General features: G+C 61.0%; 25 protein-coding genes. 16 read left to right on the forward strand and 9 right to left on the reverse strand.

Annotation, left to right across the window (positions count from 1 at the left end; genetic code table 11):
- From AC1DU8_RS12695 to AC1DU8_RS12710, 4 genes are all read left to right on the forward strand, one after another.
- Positions 1 to 990, forward strand: coding sequence for a sialic acid TRAP transporter substrate-binding protein SiaP (locus AC1DU8_RS12695; protein ID WP_457278865.1), 990 nt, complete (start codon positions 1 to 3; stop codon positions 988 to 990).
- 39 nt (positions 991 to 1,029) lie between these two features.
- On the forward strand, positions 1,030 to 2,007 hold the full coding sequence (locus AC1DU8_RS12700; RefSeq protein WP_457278866.1) for a Bug family tripartite tricarboxylate transporter substrate binding protein: 978 nt from the start codon (positions 1,030 to 1,032) through the stop codon (positions 2,005 to 2,007).
- 2 nt (positions 2,008 to 2,009) lie between these two features.
- Positions 2,010 to 3,074, forward strand: coding sequence for a Gfo/Idh/MocA family protein (locus tag AC1DU8_RS12705; RefSeq protein ID WP_477726826.1), 1,065 nt, complete (start codon positions 2,010 to 2,012; stop codon positions 3,072 to 3,074).
- 229 nt (positions 3,075 to 3,303) lie between these two features.
- A complete protein-coding gene (locus AC1DU8_RS12710; RefSeq protein ID WP_457278868.1) occupies positions 3,304 to 3,612 on the forward strand; it encodes a winged helix-turn-helix transcriptional regulator in 309 nt (102 codons plus the stop codon).
- Positions 3,613 to 3,727: 115 nt separating this feature from the next.
- Here AC1DU8_RS12710 and AC1DU8_RS12715 read toward each other — a convergent pair whose 3' ends face one another.
- On the reverse strand, positions 3,728 to 4,753 hold the full coding sequence (locus AC1DU8_RS12715) for a Bug family tripartite tricarboxylate transporter substrate binding protein (RefSeq protein WP_457278869.1): 1,026 nt from the start codon (positions 4,751 to 4,753) through the stop codon (positions 3,728 to 3,730).
- Between the two features lie 187 nt (positions 4,754 to 4,940).
- Here AC1DU8_RS12715 and AC1DU8_RS12720 point away from each other — a divergent pair, with 187 nt between their 5' ends.
- The 10 genes from AC1DU8_RS12720 to AC1DU8_RS12765 all read left to right on the forward strand — a co-directional run bounded on the left by AC1DU8_RS12720 (position 4,941) and on the right by AC1DU8_RS12765 (position 17,047).
- Positions 4,941 to 5,642, forward strand: coding sequence for a GntR family transcriptional regulator (locus AC1DU8_RS12720; protein ID WP_477726827.1), 702 nt, complete (start codon positions 4,941 to 4,943; stop codon positions 5,640 to 5,642).
- Between the two features lie 363 nt (positions 5,643 to 6,005).
- A complete protein-coding gene (gene grpE, locus AC1DU8_RS12725) occupies positions 6,006 to 6,566 on the forward strand; it encodes a nucleotide exchange factor GrpE (protein ID WP_457278871.1) in 561 nt (186 codons plus the stop codon).
- A 176-nt stretch (positions 6,567 to 6,742) separates the two neighbouring features.
- Complete coding sequence (gene dnaK, locus AC1DU8_RS12730) at positions 6,743 to 8,686, forward strand: molecular chaperone DnaK (protein ID WP_477667102.1); 1,944 nt, start codon at positions 6,743 to 6,745, stop codon at positions 8,684 to 8,686.
- A gap of 158 nt (positions 8,687 to 8,844) precedes the next feature.
- Positions 8,845 to 9,990 (forward strand): molecular chaperone DnaJ, encoded by a 1,146-nt coding sequence (gene dnaJ / locus AC1DU8_RS12735; protein WP_477667101.1) that lies wholly within the window; start codon positions 8,845 to 8,847, stop codon positions 9,988 to 9,990.
- 121 nt (positions 9,991 to 10,111) lie between these two features.
- Positions 10,112 to 11,329, forward strand: a complete 1,218-nt coding sequence (locus AC1DU8_RS12740) for a glycerophosphodiester phosphodiesterase (RefSeq protein ID WP_477726828.1) — start codon at positions 10,112 to 10,114, stop codon at positions 11,327 to 11,329.
- Positions 11,330 to 11,642: 313 nt separating this feature from the next.
- Positions 11,643 to 12,749, forward strand: a complete 1,107-nt coding sequence (locus AC1DU8_RS12745; RefSeq protein ID WP_007868626.1) for an S-(hydroxymethyl)glutathione dehydrogenase/class III alcohol dehydrogenase — start codon at positions 11,643 to 11,645, stop codon at positions 12,747 to 12,749.
- Positions 12,750 to 12,754: 5 nt separating this feature from the next.
- Positions 12,755 to 13,627 carry an S-formylglutathione hydrolase gene (gene fghA / locus AC1DU8_RS12750; RefSeq protein ID WP_457278875.1) on the forward strand — a complete coding sequence of 291 codons (873 nt, stop codon included), beginning with the start codon at positions 12,755 to 12,757 and terminating at the stop codon, positions 13,625 to 13,627.
- Positions 13,628 to 13,674: 47 nt separating this feature from the next.
- Positions 13,675 to 15,354 (forward strand): phosphoethanolamine transferase, encoded by a 1,680-nt coding sequence (locus tag AC1DU8_RS12755; protein ID WP_457278876.1) that lies wholly within the window; start codon positions 13,675 to 13,677, stop codon positions 15,352 to 15,354.
- Between the two features lie 131 nt (positions 15,355 to 15,485).
- A complete protein-coding gene (locus AC1DU8_RS12760; protein WP_457278877.1) occupies positions 15,486 to 16,283 on the forward strand; it encodes a transporter substrate-binding domain-containing protein in 798 nt (265 codons plus the stop codon).
- A 95-nt stretch (positions 16,284 to 16,378) separates the two neighbouring features.
- Positions 16,379 to 17,047 (forward strand): amino acid ABC transporter permease, encoded by a 669-nt coding sequence (locus AC1DU8_RS12765; RefSeq protein ID WP_457278878.1) that lies wholly within the window; start codon positions 16,379 to 16,381, stop codon positions 17,045 to 17,047.
- A 21-nt stretch (positions 17,048 to 17,068) separates the two neighbouring features.
- Here the strand turns inward: AC1DU8_RS12765 and AC1DU8_RS12770 are convergent, their stop codons facing one another.
- Together AC1DU8_RS12770 and AC1DU8_RS12775 are read right to left on the reverse strand one after the other, a co-directional pair.
- Positions 17,069 to 17,509: a GNAT family N-acetyltransferase gene (locus tag AC1DU8_RS12770; RefSeq protein ID WP_477726829.1), complete on the reverse strand. Its 441-nt coding sequence runs from the start codon at positions 17,507 to 17,509 to the stop codon at positions 17,069 to 17,071.
- A 90-nt stretch (positions 17,510 to 17,599) separates the two neighbouring features.
- Positions 17,600 to 18,697, reverse strand: a complete 1,098-nt coding sequence (locus tag AC1DU8_RS12775) for a PA0069 family radical SAM protein (protein WP_477726830.1) — start codon at positions 18,695 to 18,697, stop codon at positions 17,600 to 17,602.
- Between the two features lie 149 nt (positions 18,698 to 18,846).
- On the opposite strand from AC1DU8_RS12775, the gene AC1DU8_RS12780 reads away from it, so the two are divergent.
- A complete protein-coding gene (locus AC1DU8_RS12780; RefSeq protein ID WP_457278881.1) occupies positions 18,847 to 19,113 on the forward strand; it encodes a hypothetical protein in 267 nt (88 codons plus the stop codon).
- A 74-nt stretch (positions 19,114 to 19,187) separates the two neighbouring features.
- A complete protein-coding gene (locus tag AC1DU8_RS12785) occupies positions 19,188 to 19,535 on the forward strand; it encodes a DOPA 4,5-dioxygenase family protein (protein WP_457278882.1) in 348 nt (115 codons plus the stop codon).
- Between the two features lie 71 nt (positions 19,536 to 19,606).
- Here AC1DU8_RS12785 and AC1DU8_RS12790 read toward each other — a convergent pair whose 3' ends face one another.
- From AC1DU8_RS12790 to AC1DU8_RS12815, 6 genes are all read right to left on the reverse strand, one after another.
- The gene (locus tag AC1DU8_RS12790; RefSeq protein WP_477726831.1) at positions 19,607 to 20,692 is read right to left on the reverse strand and encodes an acyltransferase family protein; all 1,086 of its coding nucleotides are present in this window, start codon (positions 20,690 to 20,692) and stop codon (positions 19,607 to 19,609) included.
- A 75-nt stretch (positions 20,693 to 20,767) separates the two neighbouring features.
- Positions 20,768 to 21,730, reverse strand: a complete 963-nt coding sequence (locus AC1DU8_RS12795; RefSeq protein WP_457278884.1) for an NAD(P)H-dependent flavin oxidoreductase — start codon at positions 21,728 to 21,730, stop codon at positions 20,768 to 20,770.
- 99 nt (positions 21,731 to 21,829) lie between these two features.
- Positions 21,830 to 23,620: an acyl-CoA dehydrogenase gene (locus AC1DU8_RS12800; protein WP_457306790.1), complete on the reverse strand. Its 1,791-nt coding sequence runs from the start codon at positions 23,618 to 23,620 to the stop codon at positions 21,830 to 21,832.
- 129 nt (positions 23,621 to 23,749) lie between these two features.
- Positions 23,750 to 24,397, reverse strand: a complete 648-nt coding sequence (locus AC1DU8_RS12805) for a hypothetical protein (protein WP_457278886.1) — start codon at positions 24,395 to 24,397, stop codon at positions 23,750 to 23,752.
- Positions 24,398 to 24,419: 22 nt separating this feature from the next.
- Complete coding sequence (locus AC1DU8_RS12810) at positions 24,420 to 25,352, reverse strand: electron transfer flavoprotein subunit alpha/FixB family protein (protein ID WP_457278887.1); 933 nt, start codon at positions 25,350 to 25,352, stop codon at positions 24,420 to 24,422.
- Positions 25,353 to 25,365: 13 nt separating this feature from the next.
- Entirely contained in the window at positions 25,366 to 26,115 is a 750-nt protein-coding gene (locus tag AC1DU8_RS12815; protein ID WP_457278888.1) for an electron transfer flavoprotein subunit beta/FixA family protein, read from the reverse strand.
- Positions 26,116 to 26,161 lie beyond the last annotated feature (46 nt).

A 26,161-nucleotide genomic window follows, 5' to 3' on the forward strand; every position in this document is an offset into this window, starting at 1 on the left:
ATGAAACGCAGAACCCTTTGCAGCATTGCGGGTGCGACACTGCTGGCACTGGCCGGCACGCTGGGCGCAGGCGCCGCCGCAGCCCAGACCAAACTCAAATGGGCTCACGTCTACGAGACCTCGGAGACCTTTCACAAGCAAGCCGTCTGGGCCGCCGACGAAATCAGGAAGAAGACCAACGGCCGCTATGTGGTGGAGGTCTTTCCGGCCTCATCCCTGGGCAAGGAAACCGACATCAACCAGGGCCTGACACTGGGTACCGTCGACATCATCTACACCGGCGCGGCCTTTGCCGGGCGTGCACACCCGCCGTTGTCGATCGCCGCCGCGCCTTTTGTGTTTCGCGATTACGCGCACTTCCAGGCATTCCGTAACGGCCCGATCTTTCAGGAGCTGGCTCAGGGTTATGCCAGCAAAACCGGTGGCCAGCATATTGCAGGCTACACCTACTACGGCCTGCGCCACATGACTTCCAACAAGGTCATCAACAAACCCGACGACATGAAGGGCCTCAAGCTGCGCGTGCCCGACGCACCACTTTTTGTGATGTTCCCAAGGGCCGTGGGCGCGAACCCGACGCCCATCGCCTTTGCCGAGGTCTACCTGGCGCTGCAAAACGGCACGGTCGATGCACAGGAAAACCCGCTTCCCACGATCGAGGCCAAAAGGTTTTACGAAGTCCAGAAATACATCACCCTGACCGGCCACATCACCGAATCGCTGATCACGGCCGTGTCGGGCTCGGTCTGGACCAAACTCAATGAGGCCGACAGGAAAATCTTTGACCAGGTGCTCTGGGAAGCATCAAGCCGCGCCAGCCAGGACATCGTCGATGCCGAAAACCGCCTGGTCGCCGAGTTTGAGAAGAAAGGCAAAACCGTCAACAAGGTAGACCGTGCGCCTTTTGCCGCAGCGGTCTTGCCCTCGCTGACCGCAGCCGATGCCCCCTGGCCCAAGAGCCTGTACGAGCGCATTCAGGCCATCAAGTAAGTTCCAGCCAACACCACCAGACAACACACAGGAGACATCATGAAACGCCGTTCCCTTCTTCACTCTGCCATTGCCGGCGCCATCCTGCCGGCGCTTGCGCTCCCCGTGTGGGCGCAAGACAAGTGGCCCAGCAAGCCCATCACCTTCATCGTGCCTTTTCCTGCGGGCGGGACCACCGACATCCTGGGCCGGCTGATTGGCCAAAAACTCGGGCCGGTACTCGGCACCACCATCGTGATTGACAACAAGGGCGGTGCTGGCGGTAGCGTCGGCTCGGAAGTCGCGTCCCGCGCACCGGCAGATGGCTACACGATGCTGGGCGGCACCGTCAGCTCGCACGCTATCAATGTGAGCCTTTACCCGAAACTGGGCTACGACCCGATCAAGTCTTTCTCTCCGGTGGCGCTCATCGGCACCAACCCGGTTGTGCTGGTGGTGGGAGCCAACAGCCCTTACAAAACGCTGCAGGACGTGCTGGCCGCCGCGAAGGCCAAACCCAAAACCATTTCGTCCGCATCGGCCGGCAGCGGCACGTCGCAGCATCTCTCGCTGGAACTGCTGGGCTTCAAGTCGGGCACCCAGTTCATCCATGTGCCCTACAAAGGCAGCGGCCCCGCCATCCAGGACGTGATCGGCGGACAGGTGGACATGATGTTCGACACCACGGTCGTAGCAGGTCCGCATATCCAGAGCGGCAAGGTGCGTGCGCTGGCGGTCACCTCCGCCAAGCGCCTGGAGTCCATGCCGAATGTGCCAACGGTGGCCGAATCCGTTCCCGGATTTGAGGTTGCCTCGTGGCAAGCCATTTTTGTGCCCACCGGCACCCCCAAGCCCATCATTGACAGGCTGCACGATGAAATCATGAAAATCACCGCGCAGCCCGAGATGCAGGAACGCCTCAAAGGGCTGGGCATGCAACCGTCCAGCATGACGATCGAGCAGGTCTCCGCCTTCCAGAAGGCCGAGGTCGAGAAATGGGCGCAAGTCATCAAGGCGGCCAACGTCAAGCTTGACTGAACATGCCGTTCGTACCCAGCCCTGCGCGGCTGCGCCTCGCCGTCATTGGTGCAGGGCTGGGCTCTGCACCTCACTTCCGAAGTCTTGAAGACCTGGCCAGTGAAGCAGACGTCGCATGGGTTTATGGGCGGAACGCCGAACGGCTGGCCGCTGTAGAAGTGCCTCAAGGGGCGCGCCGAACCACACGCCTGGAAGATATTCTGGAAGATGCCAGCGTGAAAGCCGTGCTGGTTCTTACGCCGCCCAATACCCATCTGGACCTCGTGCAGCAGGCAGCGCGCGCGGGCAAGCATGTGCTGGTCGAAAAGCCGCTCGAAATTGATTTGAACCGGGCCAATGCATTGGTTGAGGCTTGCGAAACTGCGGGGGTCATGCTGGCGGTGATGCTGCAGCACCGCATGCGCGACGCGGCCCTTGCCGTGGCGGCACTGCTGCGTGACGACGTTATGGGCCCGCTGGTCAGCGCCGCCGCGTCGATCCGGTGGTGGCGGCCGCAAAGTTATTACGATGAACCCGGCCGCGGCACCCTGGCGCGGGACGGCGGCGGCGTGCTGATCACGCAAGCCATTCATACGCTGGACCTGCTGCTCAGCTTCACCGGCATGCCGGAGCGCGTCACTGGCGTTGCAAGCACCAGCGCAGTGCATCGCATGGAGGGCGAAGACACGGCTGCCGCATTGCTGCACTACGGCAGTGGTGCGGTCGCTGGGGTTCAGGCCACTACGGCGGCCTACCCCGGTTTTCCCGAGCGCGTTGAACTCAACTTCACCCAGGGCACCGTGACGCTGGAAGGCGGTGAAATGCAGGCGGTTTTTTCCAGCGGAAAGACGCTGACCGCCGGTGCACGCCAGGCCTCCGGCGGTGGCGCCAACCCCATGGCCTTCGACCATGCCGCTCATCGCGCCGTGCTGCAGGATTTCATTCGCTCTGTCCAGAATGGATGCGCACCCGCAGTGACGGGGCGCTCCGCACTTGGGGTGCAACAGGTGATTGAAGCGATCATGGAGTCCTCCAGAACAGGCAGCGCTGTAGCACTTCATCCGGCAACACGGATCCCCGTGATGTAGGTAAAAATAATGTGCTTTGACACCACCCGGTGATCCTGCCAGCGCATTGCGGTGTTCGCCACATCAGGGTTTTCCAAGGCACAAACATGCCCCAGTCCAACTGCAGCGGGCGTGGACAGCTATAAAACTCGTAGCAGTCAGCAATTTGCGTTATATTTGGCCCCAAGCTTTCGAAGCTTTCTGCTTAACAACCCCCTGTGACCAAACTGTGACCCGAGGAGATAACCTGATGAGTGCCAAAGAAAATGCAGCGGTAGGCCAATTGCTTGAACTGCTGGAAGCACGCTACGCACTGCGCGTGCTGTGGGCCCTGAAAGACGGCCATCCCCAGACATTCCGCCTCCTGCAAGACAGCATCGGCAGCATCACACCCAACACCCTCAATACCCGCATCAAGGAATTGCGCGCAGCCGGCCTGCTTGGCCATGGCAGCGATGGCTACACGGTCACCACGCTGGGCGCCGACCTGCTCAAGCGCCTGAACGACCTGCAGGCATTTGCCGGCAAGTGGGCCGTCAGCCAGACCAAGAAAAAGTAAATTACCTGGCCAGCCTGGCCCGAAAAAAAGCGACCTTCAAGGTCGCTTTTTTGTTGCGCTGTTTTACCGATCAACAGGCATTCATCAGGTATTCATCCATGCACTTCCCGGCGCCCTAATCCACTGCAGCGCCGGAACGCTTCACCGCGTCACCCCACAAGGTCATGCTGCCAGCAATATGCCTGGCCAGTTCCTCGGGGGTGCCCGGCGCCACCTCGGCACCACGCGACTGTAGCTGTGCGCGCAACTCCGGATCCGCCAGGGCTTTGTGGATCGCTTCGTTGAGACGATTGATGATGGGCCTGGGCGTTCCGGCCGGAACAAAAATCGCGTCCCACGCGCTCACATCAAATCCGGGCAAGCCCGACTCCGCGATGGTGGGTAGATCCGGCCAGCCCGCCACGCGTGTGGCTGTCGTCACCGCCAATGGTTTGACACGTCCGCTTTTCACCTGGGGTGCGGCATTCGGCATGACCTCGATCATCATGTCGACCTGCCCGCCCATCAGGTCCGTCATGGCCTGTGCGCCGCCGCGGTAAGGTATGTGCACCACCGCCAGGCCCGCGCGCGATTTGTAGATTTCTCCGGCCAGGTGGGACGTGGTGCCATTGCCGGCGGAGCCAAAGGTGTATTTTCCCGGATTGGCCTTGAGCAGCTTGGTGAGTTCCGCCATGGAGTTGACCTGCAGCGTGGGCCGCACCACCACCATGGCGGCGATGCGGGTGAGCTGGGTCACGGGCTCGAAGTCGCGAGACGGGTTGAAGCCGGGTGACCTGTAGATCGCATGGTTGATGGCATGTGTGCCGTTGGTGCCGTATAGCAAGGTGTAGCCATCGGCCGGCGCCTTGGCCGCTGTTGCACTGCCCACGTTTCCGCCGGCGCCGCCCAGGTTTTCGACCACGATGGGCTGACCGAGCTCTTTGGCCGCGCGCAGCATGACCAGTCGGGCCAACGTGTCGCCACCACCGCCTGCCGGAAAAGGAACGATGAGCTTGACGGGCTTGCCGGGATACGCTGCAGCCGGCTGGGCATATGCCACTGTCAAGCCGTTGAAGACAAGTGAGGCCGCACAAGCCGCAGTCAGCTGGACTGCCGTGCGGGCAAACTTGCGCAAGCGATTGAAGCGGGGCAGGTTCTTCATGGGTGTCTCCTGAGGCTCGCCGCCGTCACCGGCGCATTGAATGGTTCATGCAGGCGAAAAATACTTAGTCCTCTTATTTTATTGCACGCAATAATTGGTATATCACCCTCATAAACCCTAATAAATCAAGATACTGCATGCAATAATTCAGCCAATTTCGTCGTTCGTCCATTTACCCCCAGGGCCTATGTCTTCCCAGATTGAATGCACCACGCAGACGTTGAGGCAAAGAATCCTCAGCGGCCAGGCGGCCCCGGGCGAACGAATGGTGGAGCTTGAGCTGTCCGCCCAATTGGCGGTTTCGCGCACACCGATCCGTATTGCGCTCGGCGAGCTGGAAAAGGAAGGCCTGCTGGAACGCCTGCCGACACGCGGCTTTCGCGTCAGGCAATTCAGCGTTGACGAAATTGCCAATGCAGTCGACGTGCGGGGCGTACTGGAAGGCATGGCGGCCCGGCAGGCGGCCGAGCGCGGCATTACGCCCGAAACCCGGGAGGCCCTGCAGGCCTGCGTCGAAGAAGGCAGGCTGCTACTGGAGCAAGCACAGGCCGCCTGCCACGTGATTGACGCGGCCCGCTGGGTACCGATGAACGCCCGTTTTCATGGCGCCCTGGCGCACGCCGCAGGCAACAGCACATTGACCTCCGCACTGGCCCATGTCAGCAAAACCCCGATGGCCGGCGCCGGTGCGCTCAGCCTGAACGGCGCCCTGCCTCTGCTCGAATACGGGTTCATCCAGCGCGCACAAACCGACCACGAAGATGTGCTGGCCGCACTGCTGGCCGGTGAAGGGGCGCGCGCCGAAGCCCTGATGCGCGAGCATGCCCACCGCAGCCGTGACAACAAGCGCGAACTCATGACGCGCATGCAGAAACCGGCAGCGCCTTGAGGCCTTTTTTACCGCCTCACCAGAGTTTTCGACGATTTGGCCTCCAGCTCAATGTGGGCGTGCGCAAGCAGCTATCAATAACATAGCATAAGGCCTGCATTCGGGCGCCATTCGATGGACAGCCAGAACCAGCCCCGCTAGCCGGGAACATGGGTGGCCAGCCACTACAATTCAGGCCACGAACCAGTTCCTACGGCTGGGGCACACCGGTCCACATAGGGACGGCAGGGCCCCCAACCGCGCTGGGCCCCAGGCCGCGCACCCGCAGCCAAACTATCTGGACCAAAAACGAAGCCCCTGTCTTGAAAAGGGCTTTGCCATCCCCAGCTGGAAACATTACCAGCTTCAACCCTGTCTTCGAGCATGTCTGACAATACACAACCCGAACAAAATCAACCACTTAGCGGTGAGCCCAGCCCTGAAGAACTGGAAGCGGCACAGGCCGCCAACGAGTTTGACGCGCTGACGGTCGCACAAGCCGAAGTCGCCACGCTGCAGGCCAAAAACACCGAGCTGGCCGACAGCTACCTGCGCGCCAAGGCCGAGACCGAAAACGCCCGCCGCCGCGCGGATGAAGAAGTGGCCAAGGCGCGCAAATACGCCCTGGAAAGCTTCGCCGAAAGCCTGCTGCCGGTAGCAGACAGCCTGGAAGCCGGGCTCGCCATCAAGGACGTCACGCCGGAGCAGATCCGCGAAGGCGCCGAAGCCACACTCAAGCAGCTGAAAAGTGCACTCGAGCGCAACAAGGTGGTCGCCATCGACCCGGCTCCTCGCACCAAATTCGACCCGACCCAGCACCAGGCCATCAGCATGGTCCCGGCGGACCAGGAAGCCAACACCGTGGTCAACGTGCTGCAAAAAGGCTACCTGATCGCCGAGCGCGTGCTGCGCCCCGCTTTGGTCACGGTGGCAGCCCCCAAGTAAAACCCCCTTTAAAAACCTTGAAAACTTTGTTGAAGCCCTTGAAGCCGCACAACTTACCCACAAGTTATCAACATAGTTAATCCACATAGTTAATCCACACAGCGGCTGCGGCCTCAAACGCCCCGGCCACCCCACCTTCAATCTTTAACGAATCAAAAAAGCAGGAGTAAATCATCATGGGAAGAATCATCGGCATTGACCTCGGCACCACCAACAGCTGCGTGTCCGTCATGGAGGGCAACACCCCCCGCGTGATCGAGAACTCGGAAGGCGTGCGCACCACCCCTTCCATCGTCGCCTACCAGGAAGACGGCGAAGTGCTGGTTGGCGCATCGGCCAAGCGCCAGGCCGTGACCAACCCCAAGAACACCCTGTACGCCGTCAAGCGTTTGATCGGCCGCAAGTTCAGCGAAAAGGAAGTCCAGAAAGACATCGCGCTGATGCCTTATTCCATCGTGGCCGCCGACAACGGCGACGCCTGGGTGGAAGTGCGCGGCAAGAAGCTGTCGGCCCAGCAAGTCAGCGCCGACATCCTGCGCAAAATGAAGAAAACCGCCGAAGACTACCTCGGCGAGCCGGTCACCGAGGCCGTGATCACGGTGCCTGCGTACTTCAATGACGCACAGCGCCAGGCCACCAAAGACGCTGGCCGCATTGCCGGCCTTGAAGTCAAGCGCATCATCAACGAACCCACCGCAGCGGCTCTCGCCTTTGGCCTGGACAAGCAGGAAAAGGGCGACCGCAAGATCGCCGTGTATGACCTGGGCGGCGGCACCTTCGACATCTCCATCATCGAAATCGCCGACGTCGACGGTGAAAAGCAGTTTGAAGTGCTGTCTACCAACGGCGACACCTTCCTGGGCGGCGAAGACTTCGACCAGCGCGTCATCGACTACATCGTGGCCGAGTTCAAGAAAGACAGCGGCATCGACCTGTCGAAGGACGTCGTGGCCCTGCAGCGCCTGAAAGACTCGGCTGAAAAGGCCAAGATCGAGCTGTCCAACAGCCCAGCCACCGAAGTCAACATTCCTTACATCGCGCACGACCCGGCTACCGGCCCCAAGCACTTGCTGGTCAAGCTGACCCGCGCCAAGCTCGAAAGCCTGGTTGACGAACTGATCGAGCGCACGATTGCGCCTTGCCGCATCGCCATGAAGGATGCCGGCGTCAGCGCGGCCGACATCCATGACGTGATTCTGGTCGGCGGCCAGACCCGCATGCCCAAGGTGCAGGAAAAGGTCAAAGAGCTCTTCGGCAAGGAACCCCGCAAGGACGTGAACCCCGACGAAGCGGTTGCCGTCGGCGCAGCGATTCAAGGCCAGGTCCTCTCCGGCGATCGCACCGACGTGCTGTTGCTGGACGTTACCCCGCTGTCCCTCGGTATCGAAACCATGGGCGGCGTGATGACCAAGATGATCAAGAAGAACACGACCATCCCGACCAAGTTCGCACAGACCTTCTCGACCGCTGAAGACAACCAGCCGGCCGTGACGATCAAGGTGTTCCAGGGCGAACGCGAAATCGCTTCGGGCAACAAGGGCCTGGGCGAGTTCAACCTCGAGGGCATTCCGCCGGCAGCACGCGGAACGCCGCAAATTGAAGTGTCTTTTGACATCGACGCCAACGGCATCCTGCACGTCGGCGCCAAAGACAAGGGCACCGGCAAGGAAAACAAGATCACCATCAAGGCCAACTCAGGTTTGTCTGAAGCTGAAATCCAGCAGATGGTGAAAGACGCCGAGCTGAACGCCGAAGAAGACAAGAAAAAAGTCGAGTTCGTCACCGCCAAGAACAACGCTGAAGCCATGGTGCACAGCGTGAAAAAATCGCTGGGTGAATACGGCGACAAGCTCGAAGCCGGCGAGAAGGAAAAGATCGAAGCCGCCATCAAGGACATGGAAGAAGCGCTCACTGGCGATGACAAGGCCGCCATCGACGCCAAGAACACGGCCCTGATGGAAGCCAGCCAGAAGCTCGGCGAAAAGATGTACGCCGACATGCAGGCATCGCAGGCGGCAGCCGGTGGTGACGCAGGCGCAGCGGGCGCCGCCCAGGCTGAAGCCAAGCCGGCCGACGACAATGTCGTGGACGCTGAAGTCAAGGAAGTCAAAAAGGGCTAAGCGCTTTTTTACAAAGCATCCCTGCATTGGCGCGATAACTGCATGCAAAAGCAGACGGCAAAGGCAGCCAGCAAAGGCGGAAAACCGGGAGCAATCCAGGATTTCCGCTTTTGCGTTTCCCGCTGACCCCCACAATAACGATTCCTGACTGACCTGCCATGGCCACCAAAAAAGACTATTACGACACGCTGGGCGTTGCCAAAAACGCCAGCGATGAAGACATCAAGAAGGCATATCGCAAACTTGCGATGAAGCACCACCCCGACCGCAACCAGGGGGATGCGTCCAAGGTTGCCGAAGAAAAATTCAAGGAGGCTAAAGAAGCCTACGAGATGCTTTCCGACGAGAACAAGCGCGCGGCCTACGACCAGTATGGCCACGCCGGTGTAGACCCCAACATGCGCGGCGGCCCCGGCGCAGAAGGCTTTGGCGGCTTTGCCGAGGCCTTTGGCGACATCTTCGGCGACGTGTTTGGCGGCCAGCGCGGCGGGGCACAACGTGGCGGCGGCCGGCAGGTTTACCGTGGCGGCGACTTGAGCTACGCCATGGAAATCACGCTCGAAGAAGCCGCTAACGGCAAGGACGCACAGATTCGCATTCCGAGCTGGGACGACTGCAATACCTGCCACGGCAGCGGCGCCAAGCCCGGCACCAAGGTGGTGACCTGCACCACCTGCCATGGCCACGGCGTGGTGCAAATGCGGCAGGGTTTCTTCAGCGTGCAGCAAACCTGCCCCCAGTGCAAAGGCACGGGCAAGCTGATTCCCGAGCCTTGCATCACCTGCCACGGCGTGGGCAAGACCAAGAACAACAAGACACTCGAGGTCAAAATTCCCGCGGGCATCGACGACGGCATGCGCATCCGCTCGACCGGCAACGGCGAGCCGGGGACCAATGGCGGCCCGCCCGGCGACCTCTATATCGAGATCCGCCTGAAGAAGCACGACATCTTCGAGCGCGACGGCGACGACCTGCACTGCGCCGTGCCCATCAGTTTCACCACCGCCGCACTGGGCGGGGAAATTGAAGTGCCGACACTCGCCGGCAAAGCGGCCATCGACATTCCCGAAGGCACCCAGGCGAGCAAGCAGTTCCGCCTGCGCGGCAAGGGCATCAAGGGCGTGCGCTCCAGTTATCCGGGTGACCTGTATTGCCACATCACAGTGGAAACACCGGTCAAGCTGACCGAGCACCAGCGCAAGCTGCTCAAAGAGCTGGACGAGTCGCTGAAAAAGGGCGGCGCCAAGCATTCACCCAGCGAGGAAGGCTGGGCCGACAAGCTCAAGAGCTTCTTCAGCGCCTGATCCCCGCGCCCCAGAAAATGCCGGACCTGCTCCGGCATTTTTTATGGCCGAGCGCTACACACTGTCACACGCCTGTCGTGATCAGACACATACGATCAGCCCTTTAACTCCGGAAACACCCATGACCGTATCGACCCGCCAGGCCGTAAAACAAGGTAGCCTGCTCGCCCTTATTTGCAGCAGCGTACTACTCACCGCTTGCTCCTCCTCAGGCACAACATCACAAGCAGGCCTGCCCACCCTTGACGGCAAGGCGCCACTGGTCATCGCCCACCGCGGCGCTTCCGGTTATGTGCCGGAAGAAACGATGGAAGCCTATGTGCGGGCGATCGAACTCGGCGCCGACGTGATCGAGATGGACCTGGTCGTGACCAGGGACGGCGTGCTGATCACCCGCCACGACCCCAACCTGGCCATCAGCACCGACGTGGCCAAACATCCGGAGTTCGCTTCACGCAAGAAGACCATCCAGGTCGACGGCGAAACGCAGACCGGCTGGTTCAGCAACGACTTCACACTGGCCGAGATTCGCACCCTGGGGGCGATCTCGACCGACGCCGAGCGCCCGCAGCAGTTCAATGGCCAGTACAAAATCCCCACCCTCCAGGAAGTGGTGGACATGGCCAAAGCCCAGTCCGCGAAAACCGGCCGCACGATTGCGATCTACCCGGAAACCAAGAACCCGACCTACTTCCGCGAACTCGGCCTGCCGATGGAGGACAAGCTGATCGCCATCATCAACGCCGCCGGATGGAACAGCAAGACCGCGCCCATCTATGTGCAGTCGTTTGAACCCGGCAGCCTGAAGTACATGAAGAGCAAGGGCCTCAATACGAAACTGATCCAGCTCGTCGACGGCGACGGCATTGACCCGAAAACCGGCCGCGTGACCTTTGCCGTGCCGAGCGACCGCCCTTACGACTGGACCAAGGCCGGCGACAAACGGCTCTTTGATGCCATGACCACGCCCGCAGGCCTGGCCGAGATCAAGACCTACGCAGACGGCATCGGCCCCTGGAAGCGCTACATCATCAGCACCAAGGGCACCTTCGGCGCCGACGGCAAGCAGGTCGACATCAACCGCGACGGCAAGCTCAACGACGCCGACTCGACCTCGCAGCCAGCCACCAGCCTGGTCGCCGACGCGCACAGGGCGGGCCTCTTTGTGCACCCCTTCACCTTTCGCAACGAGTCGCGCCGCCTGGCCAGCGACTACCAGGGCGATGCCAAGGCCGAGTACCTGGCCTTTTACCGCACAGGCGTTGACGGCGTGTTCACCGACTTCACCGACACTGCCATCGCTGCCCGGACGCAGTATCTGAAAGAAGCCGGCCGCTGAGCAAGCCGTGGCGGGTATCGCTCGCCAGACCTCAATGCTATGAAATTAATAGCTGCTTGCGCTCATGTTTAATGGGCCAGGCAGCTTTTTCATTTACAGAGAAGGCCATGAAGGCTCTGCTCCCACGATGCGCGGCATATTCCAGCCTTAGGGTCGGCGACACAGTCCGGGTGCATGGCCCAGCTTTTCTCAAAATGAAACATCGGGCCCATGAAGATACGGCTTCAGGGGAGACTCAGCGACGGTGACTGGCTTATAGTGACCTACGCACGGAACCTCATCCCCACTCACTTCAAGCGCAAGCCAACACACCATGAAAACCAAAGCCGCCGTTGCCTGGAAATCAGGCCAGCCCCTGACCATTGAAACCGTGGACCTGCAAGGCCCGAAGTTCGGAGAGGTGCTCGTCGAGATCAAGGCCACCGGCATCTGCCATACCGATTACTACACGCTCTCGGGCGCCGACCCGGAAGGCATCTTCCCAGCCATCCTCGGCCACGAAGGCGCGGGCATTGTGGTTGACGTCGGCCCCGGCGTGACAACGCTCAAAAAAGGCGACCACGTCATCCCGCTCTACACGCCCGAGTGCCGGCAATGCAAGTTCTGTCTTTCGCGCAAAACCAACCTGTGCCAGCTGATTCGCGGCACGCAGGGCAAGGGCCTGATGCCCGACGCCACAAGCCGCTTCAGCCTGGACGGCAAACCCATCTTTCACTACATGGGCACCAGCACCTTCAGCAACTACACCGTCGCCCCTGAAATTTCGCTGGCCAAAATCCGCGAAGACGCTCCCTTTGACAAGGTCTGCTACATCGGCTGCGGCGTCACCACCGGCATAGGCGCAGTGCTCTTTACTGCCAAGGTGGAAGCCGGCGCCAACGTCGTCGTGTTCGGCCTGGGCGGCATTGGCCTCAATGTGATCCAGGGTGCGAAGATGGTGGGTGCCGACAAGATCATCGGTGTGGACATTAACCCCGCGCGGCAGGAGATGGCGCGCAAGTTCGGCATGACGCATTTCATCAACCCCAAGGACACCGAAAACGTCGTCGACGCCATCGTGCAACTCACCGACGGCGGCGCCGACTACAGCTTTGAATGCATAGGCAACACCAAGGTGATGCGCCAGGCGCTGGAATGCACACACAAGGGCTGGGGCCGCAGCATCATCATCGGCGTGGCCGAAGCCGGCGCCGAGATCAGCACCCGCCCCTTCCAGCTGGTAACCGGCCGCAAATGGGAAGGCTCGGCCTTCGGCGGCGCGCGCGGCCGCACTGATGTACCCAAAATCGTCGACTGGTACATGGAAGGCAAGATCAATATCGACGACCTGATCACGCACACCATGCCGCTGGAGGACATCAACAAAGGTTTTGATTTGATGAAGTCCGGTGAGTCCATCCGCGGTGTGGTCCTGTACTAAGCGACATGACAACACCCCTCGAACTCCTCAGCGAACACGGCTGCTTCGGCGGCGTACAACGCTTCTACCAGCACGACTCGCGCGAGGTCGGCCTGCCGATGAAGTTTTCGGTCTTCCTGCCGCCGCAAGCCATGGCTGGGGAGAAGGTGCCGGCGTTGATCTACCTGGCGGGCCTGACCTGTAACGAAGAAACTTTCATGATCAAAGCCGGTGCGCAGCGCGTAGCCGCCGAGCTGGGCCTGGCGCTGATCGCGCCTGACACCAGCCCGCGCGGCGCAAAGATTCCGGGCGAGACCGACAGCTGGGATTTCGGCCGCGGCGCGGGCTTCTATCTTGATGCGACACAGGCGCCGTGGTCACAGCACTACCGCATGGAAAGCTACATCACGGCAGAGCTGCTGCCACTGCTGACGAGCGCCTTGCCGCTGGACGCCAGTCGCATCGGCATCTTCGGCCACTCGATGGGCGGCCATGGCGCGTTGACGCTGGCACTCCGGCATCCGGATCTCTTTCAATCAGTCTCGGCGTTTGCACCTATCTGCACGCCCAGCCAGTGTCCCTGGGGCCGCAAGGCGTTTACCGGCTACCTCGGTAGCGATGAGTTGCAGTGGGTCGAACATGACGCCACCGCCATCATGAATCTCATGCCCGCAGCGCCCTACCCTGGCGGCATACGCATAGACCAGGGGCTGGACGACAAATTCCTTGCCGAGCAGTTGTACCCCGAGCTGTTTGAAGCCGCCTGCGTCAAAGCGGGCCAGCCACTGGCGCTGCATCGCCATGCGGGCTATGACCACGGCTACTATTTCATCGCGACCTTTATGGCCGAACACCTGCGGCACCATGCGCGGCAGCTGGGTTTGACCACCGCCACTTGAGGCGCGCATAAGTCCGCCCTAAGGTGGGGCAAATACAATGCAGCGCTATGCCGCTGCAACCGCCATCCGGGTCCAGACCCCTTTCCTCTCCTGACCAACACCGTCGAGGCATGCGGCCGCTGTGGCTGGTGGTCATTGCAAGCCTCTGGATCGCGACCGTGTGCAATGTGGCCTTGTGGCGCGAGCTGGCCCGCCTGCCGGGCCTTACCGGGGGCCAGGCGGTGGTAATAAGCATCGCCTTGGCGCTGGTGATTGCGCTGGCGACCATCGCGCTGCTCAGCGTGCTGGCCTGGCGCTGGACACTCAAGCCCGCCATCACTGTCTTTCTGCTGTCGGCCGCTTTCGGTGCCTATTTCATGGTGACTTATGGCGTGGTTATCGACAAGACCATGATGATCAACACGCTGCAGACTGATGTGCGCGAAACACGTGACCTGCTGAACTGGCGACTGCTGGCCACGGTGATGGTGCTGGCGGTCCTGCCGATGATCTTTTTGTGGCGGCAGAAGGTCAGACGTGCAGGCGCAGTGCGACAGATGCTCACCAACGCAGCCACGCTGACCGGAGCGTGCGTGCTGCTGGTGTTAGTGGTGTTCCTGTTTTTCCAGAGCATTGCCTCCGTCATGCGCAACTACACGCATGTGCGTTATCTCATCAACCCACTCAATTCCTATTACGCGCTAGGCGCCATCGCGGCAAAGCCCTTTCAGCGCGACGAATCCACTCTGTTGCCGTTGGGTGAAGACGCAAAACTCGGTGCCAATTACACAGCCCAAACCAAGCCACCGCTGCTGTTGCTGGTGCTGGGTGAAACAGCGCGCAGCGCCAACTTTTCACTCAACGGCTACAGCCGGCCCACCAACCCGCTGCTCGCAAATGAGAACGTCGTGAGCCTGCGCAACGCGTGGTCGTGCGGCACCAGCACAGCCGCATCGGTGCCCTGCATGTTCTCCAACTTCGGGCGTGAAGCCTATGACTCACGCCCGGCCAATTACGAGGGCATGCTGGACGTGCTGCAGCGCGCGGGCCTGGCCGTGCTATGGATAGACAACCAGTCTGGCTGCAAGGGCGTGTGCGACCGTGTGCCCAACGTGAACACCATACAGCTCAAAGTACCGGGCCTGTGCGACAGCGGCGAATGTTTTGACGAAGTGATGCTGCACGGCATTGACGAACGCATTGCCGCGCTGCCGGCCGAGCGCCGCGCCAAGGGCGTGGTGGTCGTGATGCACCAGATGGGTGGCCACGGCCCGGCGTATTACAAGCGCTCGCCCCAAGCCGTCAAAAAATTCCTGCCCGAGTGCACCGACAACGCGCTGCAAAGCTGCAGCCGCGAAGGCCTGCTCAATGCCTATGACAACAGCATCGTCTACACCGACAAATTGCTGGCGTCTTCCATCCAGTGGCTCAAGGCACAAGAGGCGCGCAGCGCGCCTGCCCTGCTCTACCTCGCCGACCACGGAGAGTCGCTGGGTGAGAACAACCTCTACCTGCACGGCATGCCCTACGGCATTGCGCCTGAAGTGCAAAAGCGCGTGCCGTGGATCACCTGGCTCTCACCCGCATTCGAGCAGCGCAACAAGCTGACGACGGCATGCCTGAAGGAGCAACTGGACGCCATGGTGAGCCACGACAATTACTTCCACTCGGTGCTCGGCCTGATGAATGTGCAGACCAGCGTCTACAAGCCTGCGCTCGACATCTACGCCCACTGCGCCAAGCCCTGAGTCCGCGCTCAGCGTCCGCGAAGCATCCGGATGCGCCGTAGGGCCTTTGTCGCCCTGCATGCACCAATGTGACGGCAGATTTAATATTCACTTTTCATCTCAATAACAATTCTCTTATGCAAGGGTTGAATATGAATATTCGCAAGGCTGCCGCCTCCACCATCGCTTCCACACTTCTTTTGACGCTCGCACTCAGCGCCAGCGCAGCCGACCTGCTCGACACCGTCAAACAGCGCGGCACCCTCAAAGTTGCACTTGAAGGCACCTACCCGCCCTTCAACTACAAGGAAGGCGGCCAGCTCGCCGGCTTTGAAGTGGAACTGGCCAATGCCTTGGCGCAGAAGCTGGGCGTCAAAGCCGAGTTCTCCACGAGCGAGTGGAGTGCCATCCTGGCAGGCCTGCAGGCCGGCAAGTACGACGTGGTGATCAACCAGGTCGGCATCACCGACAAGCGCAAGGAGACCTTTGACTTCTCCGAGCCCTACACCATCTCTGCACCGCAACTGATCATCCGCAAGGATGAAAAGCGCGAGTTCAAGACGTTGGCCGACCTCAAGGGCAAAAAGCTCGGCCTGGGCCAGGGCACCAACTACGCCGACATCGCCAAAAAAGTCGGCGGCATTGACGTGAAGACCTATCCCGGCGCGCAAGAGTATTTGCAAGACCTGGCTTTGGGCCGCATTGACGCCGCGCTCAACGACAGCCTGCTGATTCCCTACATCGTCAAACAAACCAAGCTGCCGCTCAAGCCCGGTGCGCCCGTGGGCGACCTTGAAAAATCCGGCATTCCCTTCGTCAAGAACAACCCGAAGTTCAAGGCCGCCATCGACAAGGCGCTGGCCGACCTGCAGGCCGACGGCAGCTTCGCGAAGATATCCACCAAGTGGTTTGACCGCGACGTGAGCAAGCCGCCTGTCGCCGTGAAATAACCGAAGTAACATTCGATCAGCCGCGCGCCGCTTTCCGGCAGGCGCCCTGAAGCAACCCCGGCTCACTGCCGGGGTTTTTATTTGTGGAGACTCCCATGGATTTGTCTGGCTTGACCCAGTTGCTGCGCGATGCCCTGCCACTGATGCTCAAAGGCGCGGCGTGGACGCTGCTGCTGGCGGTGGCATCTGTATTCTTCGGTGCCATCATCGGTACCATCGTGGCCGTGACGCGACTGGCGAAGGTGCCTGGGCTTTCGCAGTTTGCAACGCTGTACGTCAGCTGCATGCGCGGCACGCCGCTGCTGGTGCAGCTCTTCGTCATTTACTTCGGCCTGCCTAGCATCGGCATCCAGTTCGACCCGATCAGCGCGGGCATCCTGGGCCTGAGCCTGAACGTGGGAGCCTACCTGTCGGAAACCATTCGCGGCGCGATCAACGGTGTGGAACACGGGCAGTGGAACGCCGCCCGCAGCCTGGGCCTCACACAAGCGCAAACACTGCGCTATGTGATCGGCCCGCAGGCCCTGCGTCTGGCGGTGCCCAGTCTCTCCAACAGCCTGATCAGCCTGATCAAGGACACCTCGCTGGTGTCGGTGATTGCCGTGGGCGAGCTGATGCTGGCGACCAAGGAAGTGATTGCCACGACCTTCCAGCCCTTTCCGCTGTACCTGGCGGCGGCGGGCATTTACTGGGCCATGAGCGCCTCGTTTGAAACGCTGCAGAAAAAGCTTGAAGTGAGGCTGAACCGCAGTTATCTGCGTTAGGGCCGGCTCTCGGTTGCCCGATCAGTTATCGCTGATCAAACCGCTTTGCAGCGCTTGCTCGGTATTCGCAAAAATCGCCATCGCGGTCAGCATGCGCCGAAAGCCAAGCTTGCGGTAAAACGGTTCCTTGCCGGCCACCGCGTAGAGGATGATTTTTTTGTGACCGCTGGAAAGCCGCACCAGCGCCGCGACCATGTCCTTGCCCATGCCGGAGCCCTGCCGGTCCGGCGCTACCGCGATGTCGCAGATATAAGAGCAATCCTTGCCGTCCGCCACCGCACGGCCGGCGGCAATCAGCTTGCCGGCGTCGTACACAAAACACTTGAACATGCTGTTGGTGAATACGACCTGCAGGTCGGCCGGCTTCTTGTCGCCCAGTGGGGCCATCCGGTAAAGGTTCGACAGTTCTTCCCAGTCTGCGGCGACCATGCCTTCCGATGAATATTTCCAGTCAAGCGCCAAGGTGAACTCCTTTTATCTTCAAACAGTATGAGGCGTGATGCACACGCATTTTTGGACTATAGCCCTAGCGTCGAACTGACGCGCGCGCCCTCAGAACAGCCTGCCCTGCCCCTCGGACCCCGCAGCCGCTGGCGGCCGGAACCGGCTCAAATCCAGCTCAATGCGCTGGCGGTTAAAGCCAATCCGGTTGCAGGCTTTCTCAAAACGCTGCTTGATGAGTTCGGCCCACAGGCCGTGGCCTTTCATGCGCGAGGCAAAGTCGCTGTCGTAATCCTTGCCGCCGCGCATTTCGTGGATGCGCGCCATGATGCGCGCGGCGCGCTGCGGGTAGTGCAGCTCCAGCCACTCCTTGAAGATGGGTGCCACTTCCCAGGGCAGACGGATCACGGTATAGAACGCGCTGCGCGCACCGGCCTCCCAGGCGGCCTCCAGCACATGCTCCATGTCGTCGTTCACAAATGGGATTTGCGGCGCCACACTGACGCCGACGGGAACGCCGTGCTCTGCCAGCGTGCGGATGGTGCGCAGGCGCCGGTGCGGTGCGGCCGCGCGCGGCTCCAGCTTGCGCGCGAGTTCGCCGTCGAGCGTGGTGATGGTCACGTAGGCGGCGGCCAGCTTGTCAGCGGCCAGCGGCGCCAGCAGGTCCAGGTCGCGCTCCACGCCGCTGGATTTGGTGATCAAAGAGAACGGGTGCCGCACTTCCTGCATCACCTCGATGATGCTGCGCGTCAGTCGCAGCTCGCGCTCGGCGGGCTGGTAGCAGTCTGTGGCCGAGCCGATGTTAAGCAGCTTGGGAACATAGCTGCGTTTGCGCAGGTCGGCGCGCAGCACCTCGGCAATGTTGCGCTTGGCGATGATCCTGGTTTCAAAGTCCAGCCCCGGCGAAAGATTGAGGTAGCTGTGTGTGGGCCGCGCATAACAGTACACACAGCCATGCTCACAGCCCCGGTAGGGATTGATGCTGTAGTCAAAAAAGATATCGGGCGAATCGTTGCCGACAATGGCGCTGCGCGCTTCTTCCATCGTGACCGTGGTTTCGATCCGGGGCGCCTCGCCCGCCGCGCCTTCTTCCAGCGTACCCCAGCCGTCGTCCCATGCGTTGCGCACGTCTTTTTCAAACCGGTGCGGCATGCGCGTGGCAGTGCCTCGGCCCTTGATGGCGTGTAGCGGGATGATGGCGTCGGACATGGATTAATAAGATTTGGTGGGGGCAAGCGCAGTGCCCGGCAAGGTCGCAGAAAGATACTGTATATAAATACAGTATATTCAAACAAAAACCCTTTAGCAAATGTCTGCAACAGGGCCCGCAATAATGGGTTTAAAGCAGGAGACGTCCCATGGCACACGTACTGGTAAAACTCACCGGCGCGCCGCTGGCCGCCGTTAAACAGCAGCTGGAAAAGGACGCGGACGAACATGCGAAGCAAGGCATGTATCTGGAGCACCTCTGGCAAAACGCGGAAGACGCGGCCGAGGTGTTTTTCCTGTTTCAGGTAAAAGACCTGGCGCATTGCCGGCAGCGCATGAAGCAGACGCATGCAAAAGCCCGAGAAGAAAACCCCGATGCACCGCTACCGGCCCTGACGTTTCTGGAGGATGCCTGAGGACTCATCCAATGCAGTCATTGATACGCCCCCTTTTTCATTTTTCCGTCCCTCTTCTCCCTTTCCGTTTCACCATGATCCAGCGCCCCGAAAACCTTTATGCCCGCTACCACGCCCATGTGTACTTCGGGCCCGGCACCGTTGAGCAGGCACGCGCCCTGTGCGAAAAGGCCGGTGCGCTTTTCGGGATTGCCGTGGGGCGGGTGCATGAACGAGAGGTGGGACCGCACCCGCGCTGGAGTTGCCAGCTGGCATTTGACCGCGCGGCGTTTGACAGCGTCATTCCCTGGCTCGAAGAACACCGCGACGGACTGGATGTGTTTGTGCACGGGCTCACCGGCGACGACCTGGCCGACCACACCACGCATGCCTCATGGCTGGGTGAGCCTGCGGCATTGAAGCTGGAGATGTTCAGGCAGTGAGCCTGGCTCCGGTTGAATGCTATTAATTCAATAGCTAGTTGCGCTTGTCCAGAAAGGCGAAGAGCTGCTTTTTAACGCAAATAAAAGCGACTCAACCAGCGCGGCCGCAAAGGAATCGGCCGCGATTCCACCGACTGATACAGCACCCAGCCCGCCAGCAGCGACAGCAGGAAGGCCAGCAGCAGGCCCAGCACATTTGCCGCAAGCTGCGTGGGCCAGAAATGGCTCACGATGGCATTGACCAGCAGGCACACCGGAAAGTGGATGAGGAACACAGAGTAGGACATCTGGCCCAGCTGCACCAGCCGGCGCTGCTGCAGCCATCGCACCGGCCAGGACTGTGGCTGCAGCACCGCCAGCCCGACCAGGCCGAAGGCGGTGACCAGTGCCACCACCAGGCGCCCCCTGAAATCCAGCGCCAGGGCCAGCCCGCCCATCACCGCCAGGGTCACGAGCCAGAAGCTGCGCCGCGCGCCAAGGCGGTTTGAGGCCCAGAAGGCCAGCATGCCCAGGGCATAGGAGCCGCAAAAATAGAGGGCGGTGATATCAAAGGCCGGCAGGCGGTTGAAAAACAGCAGCGAAGCCAAGGCAACCAACAGGATGAGGCTCACGCCGAGTGGGGCCGAAACCGAAGTAGTGTGCGTTGCGTCGCCGTTGTGTGGCTGAAACTGGAACCGCCGGGCAAAGGCAAAGATGAGAACCGCCATGGCGTAGAGCTGGAAGTCGATGGCCACGTACCAGACACCGGCAGAAAGCGCGTCCTGCCCGAGCAGGTCCTGCAGCAACAGGACATGGGCGAGCAGCTGGTGCACCGTGGGAGCATCCGGCACCGAATGATGTGCGAACCAGGGCCTGACCAACGCGGCCACGAGCATGCTCACGGCCAGCGCCACCAGATAGGGTTTGACGAGTCGCCAGTAGCGGCGAAAAATCAGGGTGCCAGGTGCACCGAACACGGCCACACCCTGTGGCGCCAGCGAGGCCGCCGCCAGAAAACCGCTCACGACCAGGAACACCTGCACGGCCATGCGGGCGTAGTCGTAAAGCCAGTCCATCAAGGCCGGTGCGAACGGGTGCACCACATCCGACATCGGGCCGTAAAAAGCCAGGTGATGCAAAACAATGAGGACGCAGGCCAGCCCTTTGAGGGCATCCATGCCGGGAAAGCGTCGGGTCGCGGTGGTCAAGGCGGGTATTTCAGGCGCAGCGCTGCTCAAAGGTAGCGATGGCGCTTAAGCGCAGACCCGTTTGCGTGCCTGCTCGTACTCGCGCCTGAGCTGGTCCACAAAGGCCGCGGCGCTTTGGACCTTGCTGACAGAGCCAATGCCCTGGCCGCAGCCCCAGATGTCTTTCCAGGCCTTGGACTTGCTGCCTTCACCGCCGCCGAAGTTCATGGTCTTGACGTCGCCTTCGGGAAGGTTCTCGGGGTCCATGCCAGCAGCGCGAATCGACGGCGCGAGGTAGTTGCCGTGCACGCCGGTAAAAAGGCTGCTGTAAACGATGTCGTCTGAGTTCCCGTCAACGATGGCCTGCTTGTAGGCGTCGGCCGCGCGCGCTTCGTCCGTCGCGATGAACGCCGAACCGATATAGGCAAAGTCGGCGCCCATGGCCTGCGCAGCCAGAACCGCGCCGCCAGTGGAGATGGCGCCCGACAGCGCCAGAGGGCCGTCAAACCACTGGCGGATTTCCTGGATCAGCGCGAACGGGCTTTTGACGCCCGCATGGCCGCCCGCACCGGCGGCCACGGCGACCAGGCCGTCGGCGCCCTTTTCAATGGCCTTGCGCGCGAACTTGTTGTTGATGATGTCGTGCAGCACCACGCCGCCGTAGCTGTGGGCGGCAGCGTTGATGTCTTCGCGTGCACCCAGGCTGGTGATGTAGATGGGCACCTTGTACTTCACGCACATTTCCATGTCGTGCTCCAGGCGGTCGTTGGACTTGTGCACGATCTGGTTGATGGCAAAAGGCGCCGCCGGCTTGTCAGGGTTGGCCTTGTTGTGGGCTGCCAGTGCCTCGGTGATCTCGGCCAGCCACTCATCAAGCTGCGACGCAGGCCGAGCGTTGAGCGCGGGCATGGCGCCCACCACGCCGGCTTTGCACTGCGCGATGACCAGCTTGGGATTGCTGATGATGAAGAGCGGTGAACCGATGATGGGCAAAGGCAGCTTGTTCAATGCGCCGGGCAGTCTGGACATGGTGGCTCCGTTGTTATTCTGAATTCAAGAAAAAACATCCTGCAACCCTTTACTGACGGGCGCTAACAGCTATCAAATAAATAGCAGTGTGTACGGAGGTCAGAACGCGTCCAGCGCCAGCGCCGTGACGCTGTCTGCACCATCGACAATGCTGTCGCGCACGCCGGGCACCTTGGTCAGCAGGTGGTCAGCATAAAAACGTGCGGTGGTGATCTTGGCCTGCATGAAGGCGACGTCGATGCCTTGGGCGATTTGTTCTTGCGCCACCAGCAGCGAACGCGCCATCTGCCAGCCGGCCACCACATTGCCCGCGAGCATGAGGTAAGGCACGCTGCCGGCAAACACGGCGTTGGGGCTGGCTTTGGTGTTGCCGGCCACGAAATCCACCACATCGATGAATGCCAGGCGCGCGGCCTTCAGGCGCTTGGCCACGGCCAGCGCGTCAGCACTGCCCTGCTTGAGCAGCTCGCCTTCGGTTTTTTCGATCTGCGCGGCAATCGCCTTGGCCGTCTGGCCGCCATCGCGCGAAGTCTTGCGGCCAATCAGGTCGTTGGCCTGGATGGCGGTCGTGCCTTCGTAGATGGTCAGAATCTTGGCGTCGCGGTAGTACTGGGCGGCGCCGGTTTCTTCAATAAAGCCCATGCCGCCATGCACCTGCACACCCAGCGACGTCACTTCCAGGCTCATCTCGGTGCTGTAGCCCTTGACCAGTGGCACCATGAATTCGTAAAACGCCTGGTTCTGCTTGCGCACATCCGCATCGGGGTGGTGATGCGTTGCGTCATACGCCGCAGCAGCGACAGAAGCCATGGCGCGGCAGCCTTCGATGTAGGCTCGCATGGTCATCAGCATGCGCTTCACGTCCGGGTGGTGAATGATGGGCGCGCTGGCCTTGATGGAGCCGTCAACCGGTCGGCTTTGCACGCGGTCTTTGGAAAATTCCACGGCTTTCTGGTAGGCGCGTTCGGCAATCGCGATGCCTTGCATGCCCACGGCGTAGCGCGCCGAGTTCATCATGATGAACATGTACTCGAGGCCGCGGTTTTCTTCACCGACGATGTAGCCTACGGCGCCGCCATGGTCGCCGTACTGCAGCACGGCAGTGGGCGACGCCTTGATGCCCATCTTGTGCTCGATGCTCACGCAGTGCACGTCGTTGCGTGCACCGAGTGCGCCGTCTTTGCCGACCATGAACTTGGGCACGACAAAGAGGCTAATGCCCTTGACGCCTTCGGGCGCGCCGGTCACGCGGGCGAGCACCAGATGCACGATGTTCTCGGCCATGTCGTGCTCACCATAGGTGATGAAGATCTTGGTGCCGAAAACCTTGTACGTGCCGTCGGGCTGCGGCTCGGCACGGCTGCGCACCATGGCGAGGTCCGAACCAGCTTGCGGCTCGGTCAGGTTCATGGTGCCAGTCCACTGGCCGCTCACCAGCTTTTCAAGATAGACCGCCTTGAGGTCGTCGGAGCCGGCCGTGAGCAGGGCTTCAATGGCGCCGTCGCTGAGCAGCGGGCACAGCGCAAAACTCATGTTGGCGGAATTGAGCATTTCACCGCACGCTGCGCCTATGGTTTTGGGCAAACCCTGACCGCCAAAATCAGCCGGGTGCTGCAGCCCTTGCCAGCCGCCTTCGACGTATTGGCGGAAGGCCTCCTTGAAGCCAGGCGTGGTGGTGACTTCGCCGGATTGAAAGCTCGACGGATTGATGTCACCGTCACGGTTGAGCGGAGCCAGCACGCCCTCGTTGAACTTGGCGCATTCTTCGAGCACCGCTTGCGCGGTGTCGAAGCCGGCTTCTTCAAAGCCGGGGATTTGCGCGATCTGTTCGATGTTGGCCAGGTGTTTGATGTCAAACAGCATGTCCTTGAGGGGGGCCTTGTATGTCATGTTTTTGTCTCCGGAAAGTTGTCTTATGCCCGGCGAAGGCAGGGTAAAAATCGGTGCGCCGCCATGGCCTGTCGGCTTGGGATACCCCAGGCGAAATCGGGGTCTCAATTGCCAGGTGAACTCTTGAATCTAGGGCGAAAAATCACGAACTGGAGGTTCCACCAGTTTTTCGGATTTCCGCACGACATAACCGTTGTCCATCAAGGCATTGAGCCAGCCCGCTGCCATCAGGTCCACATGACCCGAATCCGGGGCCGAGGCGTAAAACGCATCCTGAAACTCCAGCATGGGCACGAGCTTCTTGCTGTACAGCGTCACGCGGTAACGGGTAGAACCCCTGCGGGCTTCATGGCCCTGGGAGGTGACGGTAGAGCCCATCGGAACAAACAGCAGCGTGTTGTAACCCTGGCCGGACCATTCGCCCAGCACGCCCCTGATATTGGAACGCTGGCCGAACGTGCCTGCGTACTTTGCGGGAACTCCGTTGAGCTGCATGAAGTCTGCGGCGTGCCCAACACTTTGGTTCATCAGGCGGTTGTCGAGTACACCCGAGAGCCTGTAGCCTTTGACCAGGTCCGGGTTTTGGTTGGCCCACTCGGGGGTCACAAAAACCAGGGCCAAAGACGTCACAGGCTCCTTGATGTCCGACTTGACGCTGACCTGTTCGACTTTGCGGTCAAGCCCCGCGCACGCAGCGAGGAGCAAGCCCGCCAGCATCAAGGCCATGCATGCGCCTCGCCTCATGCCGGATTGGCCGGGTTGCTGCTTGGCTTTCATGTCGCGCTGGCCTGAAACCGTATTACAGGGCTGCGACCAACTCGGGTACGGCAGTGAACAGGTCGGCCTCGAGACCATAGTCAGCGACGCTAAAGATAGGCGCTTCGGGATCCTTGTTGATCGCCACGATGACCTTGCTGTCTTTCATGCCGGCCAGATGCTGGATCGCACCGGAAATACCGGCGGCGATGTAGAGCTGCGGCGCGACAATCTTGCCGGTCTGGCCCACTTGCCAGTCATTGGGGGCGTAGCCTGCATCAACCGCTGCGCGCGATGCGCCGAGAGCTGCGCCCAGCTTGTCTGCCAGCGGCGTCAGCACTTCGTTGAATTTCTCGCTGGAGCCCATCGCGCGGCCACCGGAGACGATGATCTTGGCAGCCGTCAGCTCAGGGCGGTCGCTCTTGGCGATCTCGGAGCCCAGGAAGGTCGACTTGCCGCTGTCGGCAACGCCCGCGGGCGTTTCGATGGTTGCGGAGCCGCCCGTGGCGGCCGCGGCGTCAAAGCCGGTGGTGCGCACAGTGATGACTTTGGTCGCGTCCAGGCTTTGCACGATGGCGATCGCGTTGCCCGCGTAGATGGGGCGCTCGAAGGTGTCGGCGGCATCGACCTTGGTGATGTCGGAGATCTGGCCGACGTCCAGCGTTGCGGCCACGCGGGGGGCGATGTTTTTGCCCGAAGCGGTGGCGGGAAACAGGATGTGCGAATAGGCGGAAGCGATGGCCAGCACCTGGGCGGCCATGTTTTCAGCCAGGCCGTGGGCGAAATGCTCGCCTTCGACGTGGATGACTTTGGCCACGCCGGCAATGGCGGCGGCGGCTTTGGCGGCGGCTTCGGCGCCCTTGCCGGCCACCAGCACGTGCACGTCGCCACCGCACTGGGCGGCAGCCGTCACGGTGTTGAGGGTCGCCGGTTTGATGGAATTGTTGTCGTGTTCTGCGATTACAAGTGCGGTCATTTCAATCAACTCCTTAGATGACTTTGGCTTCGTTCTTGAGCTTGTCCACCAGGGCGGCCACGTCGGCCACCTTGATGCCGGCGCTGCGTTTGGGCGGCTCGCTGACCTTCAGGGTCTTGATACGCGGCTTGACGTCGACACCGAGCTCTTCGGGCTTGAGGTTGTCGAGCTGCTTTTTCTTGGCCTTCATGATGTTGGGCAAGGTGACGTAGCGCGGTTCATTGAGGCGCAAATCGGTCGTGATGATCGCCGGCAGCGTGAGCGAGAGGGTTTCCAGGCCGCCGTCGACTTCGCGCGTGACCTTGGCGGTGCCGCCTTCGACTTCGACCTTGGAAGCAAAAGTGGCTTGTGGCCAGCCCAGCAACGCAGCCAGCATCTGGCCGGTCTGGTTGCAGTCGTCGTCAATGGCCTGCTTGCCGAGGATGACGAGTTGCGGTTGCTCTTTTTCGACCAGCGCCTTGAGCAGCTTGGCGACGGCCAGCGGCTGCAGTTCTTCGGCGGTTTCGACCAGGATGGCGCGGTCGGCACCGATGGCCATGGCGGTGCGCAGGGTTTCCTGGCACTGCAGCACGCCGCAGCTCACGGCGATGACTTCGGTTACGACACCCTTTTCCTTCAGTCGCGTCGCTTCTTCAACGGCGATCTCGTCAAACGGGTTCATGCTCATCTTGACGTTGGCGATGTCGACACCAGTGCCATCGGATTTGACGCGGACTTTGACGTTGTAGTCCACAACGCGTTTGACGGGAACCAAGACCTTCATGAGAGGACTCCAGAGTTGATGGATTGAGTACGAATTGAAATCGAAA

The sequence above is a fragment of the Polaromonas sp. P3_A5 genome (genome assembly GCF_056403055.1).

What these genes read in the sequence shown, in the direction of transcription:
- AC1DU8_RS12695 (WP_457278865.1), top strand. Translation starts at nt 1, where the DNA reads ATGAAACGCAGAACCCTTTGCAGCATTGCGGGTGCGACACTGCTGGCA.
- AC1DU8_RS12700 (WP_457278866.1), top strand. Translation starts at nt 1,030, where the DNA reads ATGAAACGCCGTTCCCTTCTTCACTCTGCCATTGCCGGCGCCATCCTG.
- AC1DU8_RS12705 (WP_477726826.1), top strand. Translation starts at nt 2,010, where the DNA reads ATGCCGTTCGTACCCAGCCCTGCGCGGCTGCGCCTCGCCGTCATTGGT.
- AC1DU8_RS12710 (WP_457278868.1), top strand. Translation starts at nt 3,304, where the DNA reads ATGAGTGCCAAAGAAAATGCAGCGGTAGGCCAATTGCTTGAACTGCTG.
- AC1DU8_RS12715 (WP_457278869.1), bottom strand. Translation starts at nt 4,753, where the DNA reads ATGAAGAACCTGCCCCGCTTCAATCGCTTGCGCAAGTTTGCCCGCACG.
- AC1DU8_RS12720 (WP_477726827.1), top strand. Translation starts at nt 4,941, where the DNA reads ATGTCTTCCCAGATTGAATGCACCACGCAGACGTTGAGGCAAAGAATC.
- grpE (WP_457278871.1), top strand. Translation starts at nt 6,006, where the DNA reads ATGTCTGACAATACACAACCCGAACAAAATCAACCACTTAGCGGTGAG.
- dnaK (WP_477667102.1), top strand. Translation starts at nt 6,743, where the DNA reads ATGGGAAGAATCATCGGCATTGACCTCGGCACCACCAACAGCTGCGTG.
- dnaJ (WP_477667101.1), top strand. Translation starts at nt 8,845, where the DNA reads ATGGCCACCAAAAAAGACTATTACGACACGCTGGGCGTTGCCAAAAAC.
- AC1DU8_RS12740 (WP_477726828.1), top strand. Translation starts at nt 10,112, where the DNA reads ATGACCGTATCGACCCGCCAGGCCGTAAAACAAGGTAGCCTGCTCGCC.
- AC1DU8_RS12745 (WP_007868626.1), top strand. Translation starts at nt 11,643, where the DNA reads ATGAAAACCAAAGCCGCCGTTGCCTGGAAATCAGGCCAGCCCCTGACC.
- fghA (WP_457278875.1), top strand. Translation starts at nt 12,755, where the DNA reads ATGACAACACCCCTCGAACTCCTCAGCGAACACGGCTGCTTCGGCGGC.
- AC1DU8_RS12755 (WP_457278876.1), top strand. Translation starts at nt 13,675, where the DNA reads ATGCCGCTGCAACCGCCATCCGGGTCCAGACCCCTTTCCTCTCCTGAC.
- AC1DU8_RS12760 (WP_457278877.1), top strand. Translation starts at nt 15,486, where the DNA reads ATGAATATTCGCAAGGCTGCCGCCTCCACCATCGCTTCCACACTTCTT.
- AC1DU8_RS12765 (WP_457278878.1), top strand. Translation starts at nt 16,379, where the DNA reads ATGGATTTGTCTGGCTTGACCCAGTTGCTGCGCGATGCCCTGCCACTG.
- AC1DU8_RS12775 (WP_477726830.1), bottom strand. Translation starts at nt 18,697, where the DNA reads ATGTCCGACGCCATCATCCCGCTACACGCCATCAAGGGCCGAGGCACT.
- AC1DU8_RS12780 (WP_457278881.1), top strand. Translation starts at nt 18,847, where the DNA reads ATGGCACACGTACTGGTAAAACTCACCGGCGCGCCGCTGGCCGCCGTT.
- AC1DU8_RS12785 (WP_457278882.1), top strand. Translation starts at nt 19,188, where the DNA reads ATGATCCAGCGCCCCGAAAACCTTTATGCCCGCTACCACGCCCATGTG.
- AC1DU8_RS12790 (WP_477726831.1), bottom strand. Translation starts at nt 20,692, where the DNA reads ATGGATGCCCTCAAAGGGCTGGCCTGCGTCCTCATTGTTTTGCATCAC.
- AC1DU8_RS12795 (WP_457278884.1), bottom strand. Translation starts at nt 21,730, where the DNA reads ATGTCCAGACTGCCCGGCGCATTGAACAAGCTGCCTTTGCCCATCATC.
- AC1DU8_RS12800 (WP_457306790.1), bottom strand. Translation starts at nt 23,620, where the DNA reads ATGACATACAAGGCCCCCCTCAAGGACATGCTGTTTGACATCAAACAC.
- AC1DU8_RS12805 (WP_457278886.1), bottom strand. Translation starts at nt 24,397, where the DNA reads ATGAAAGCCAAGCAGCAACCCGGCCAATCCGGCATGAGGCGAGGCGCA.
- AC1DU8_RS12810 (WP_457278887.1), bottom strand. Translation starts at nt 25,352, where the DNA reads ATGACCGCACTTGTAATCGCAGAACACGACAACAATTCCATCAAACCG.
- AC1DU8_RS12815 (WP_457278888.1), bottom strand. Translation starts at nt 26,115, where the DNA reads ATGAAGGTCTTGGTTCCCGTCAAACGCGTTGTGGACTACAACGTCAAA.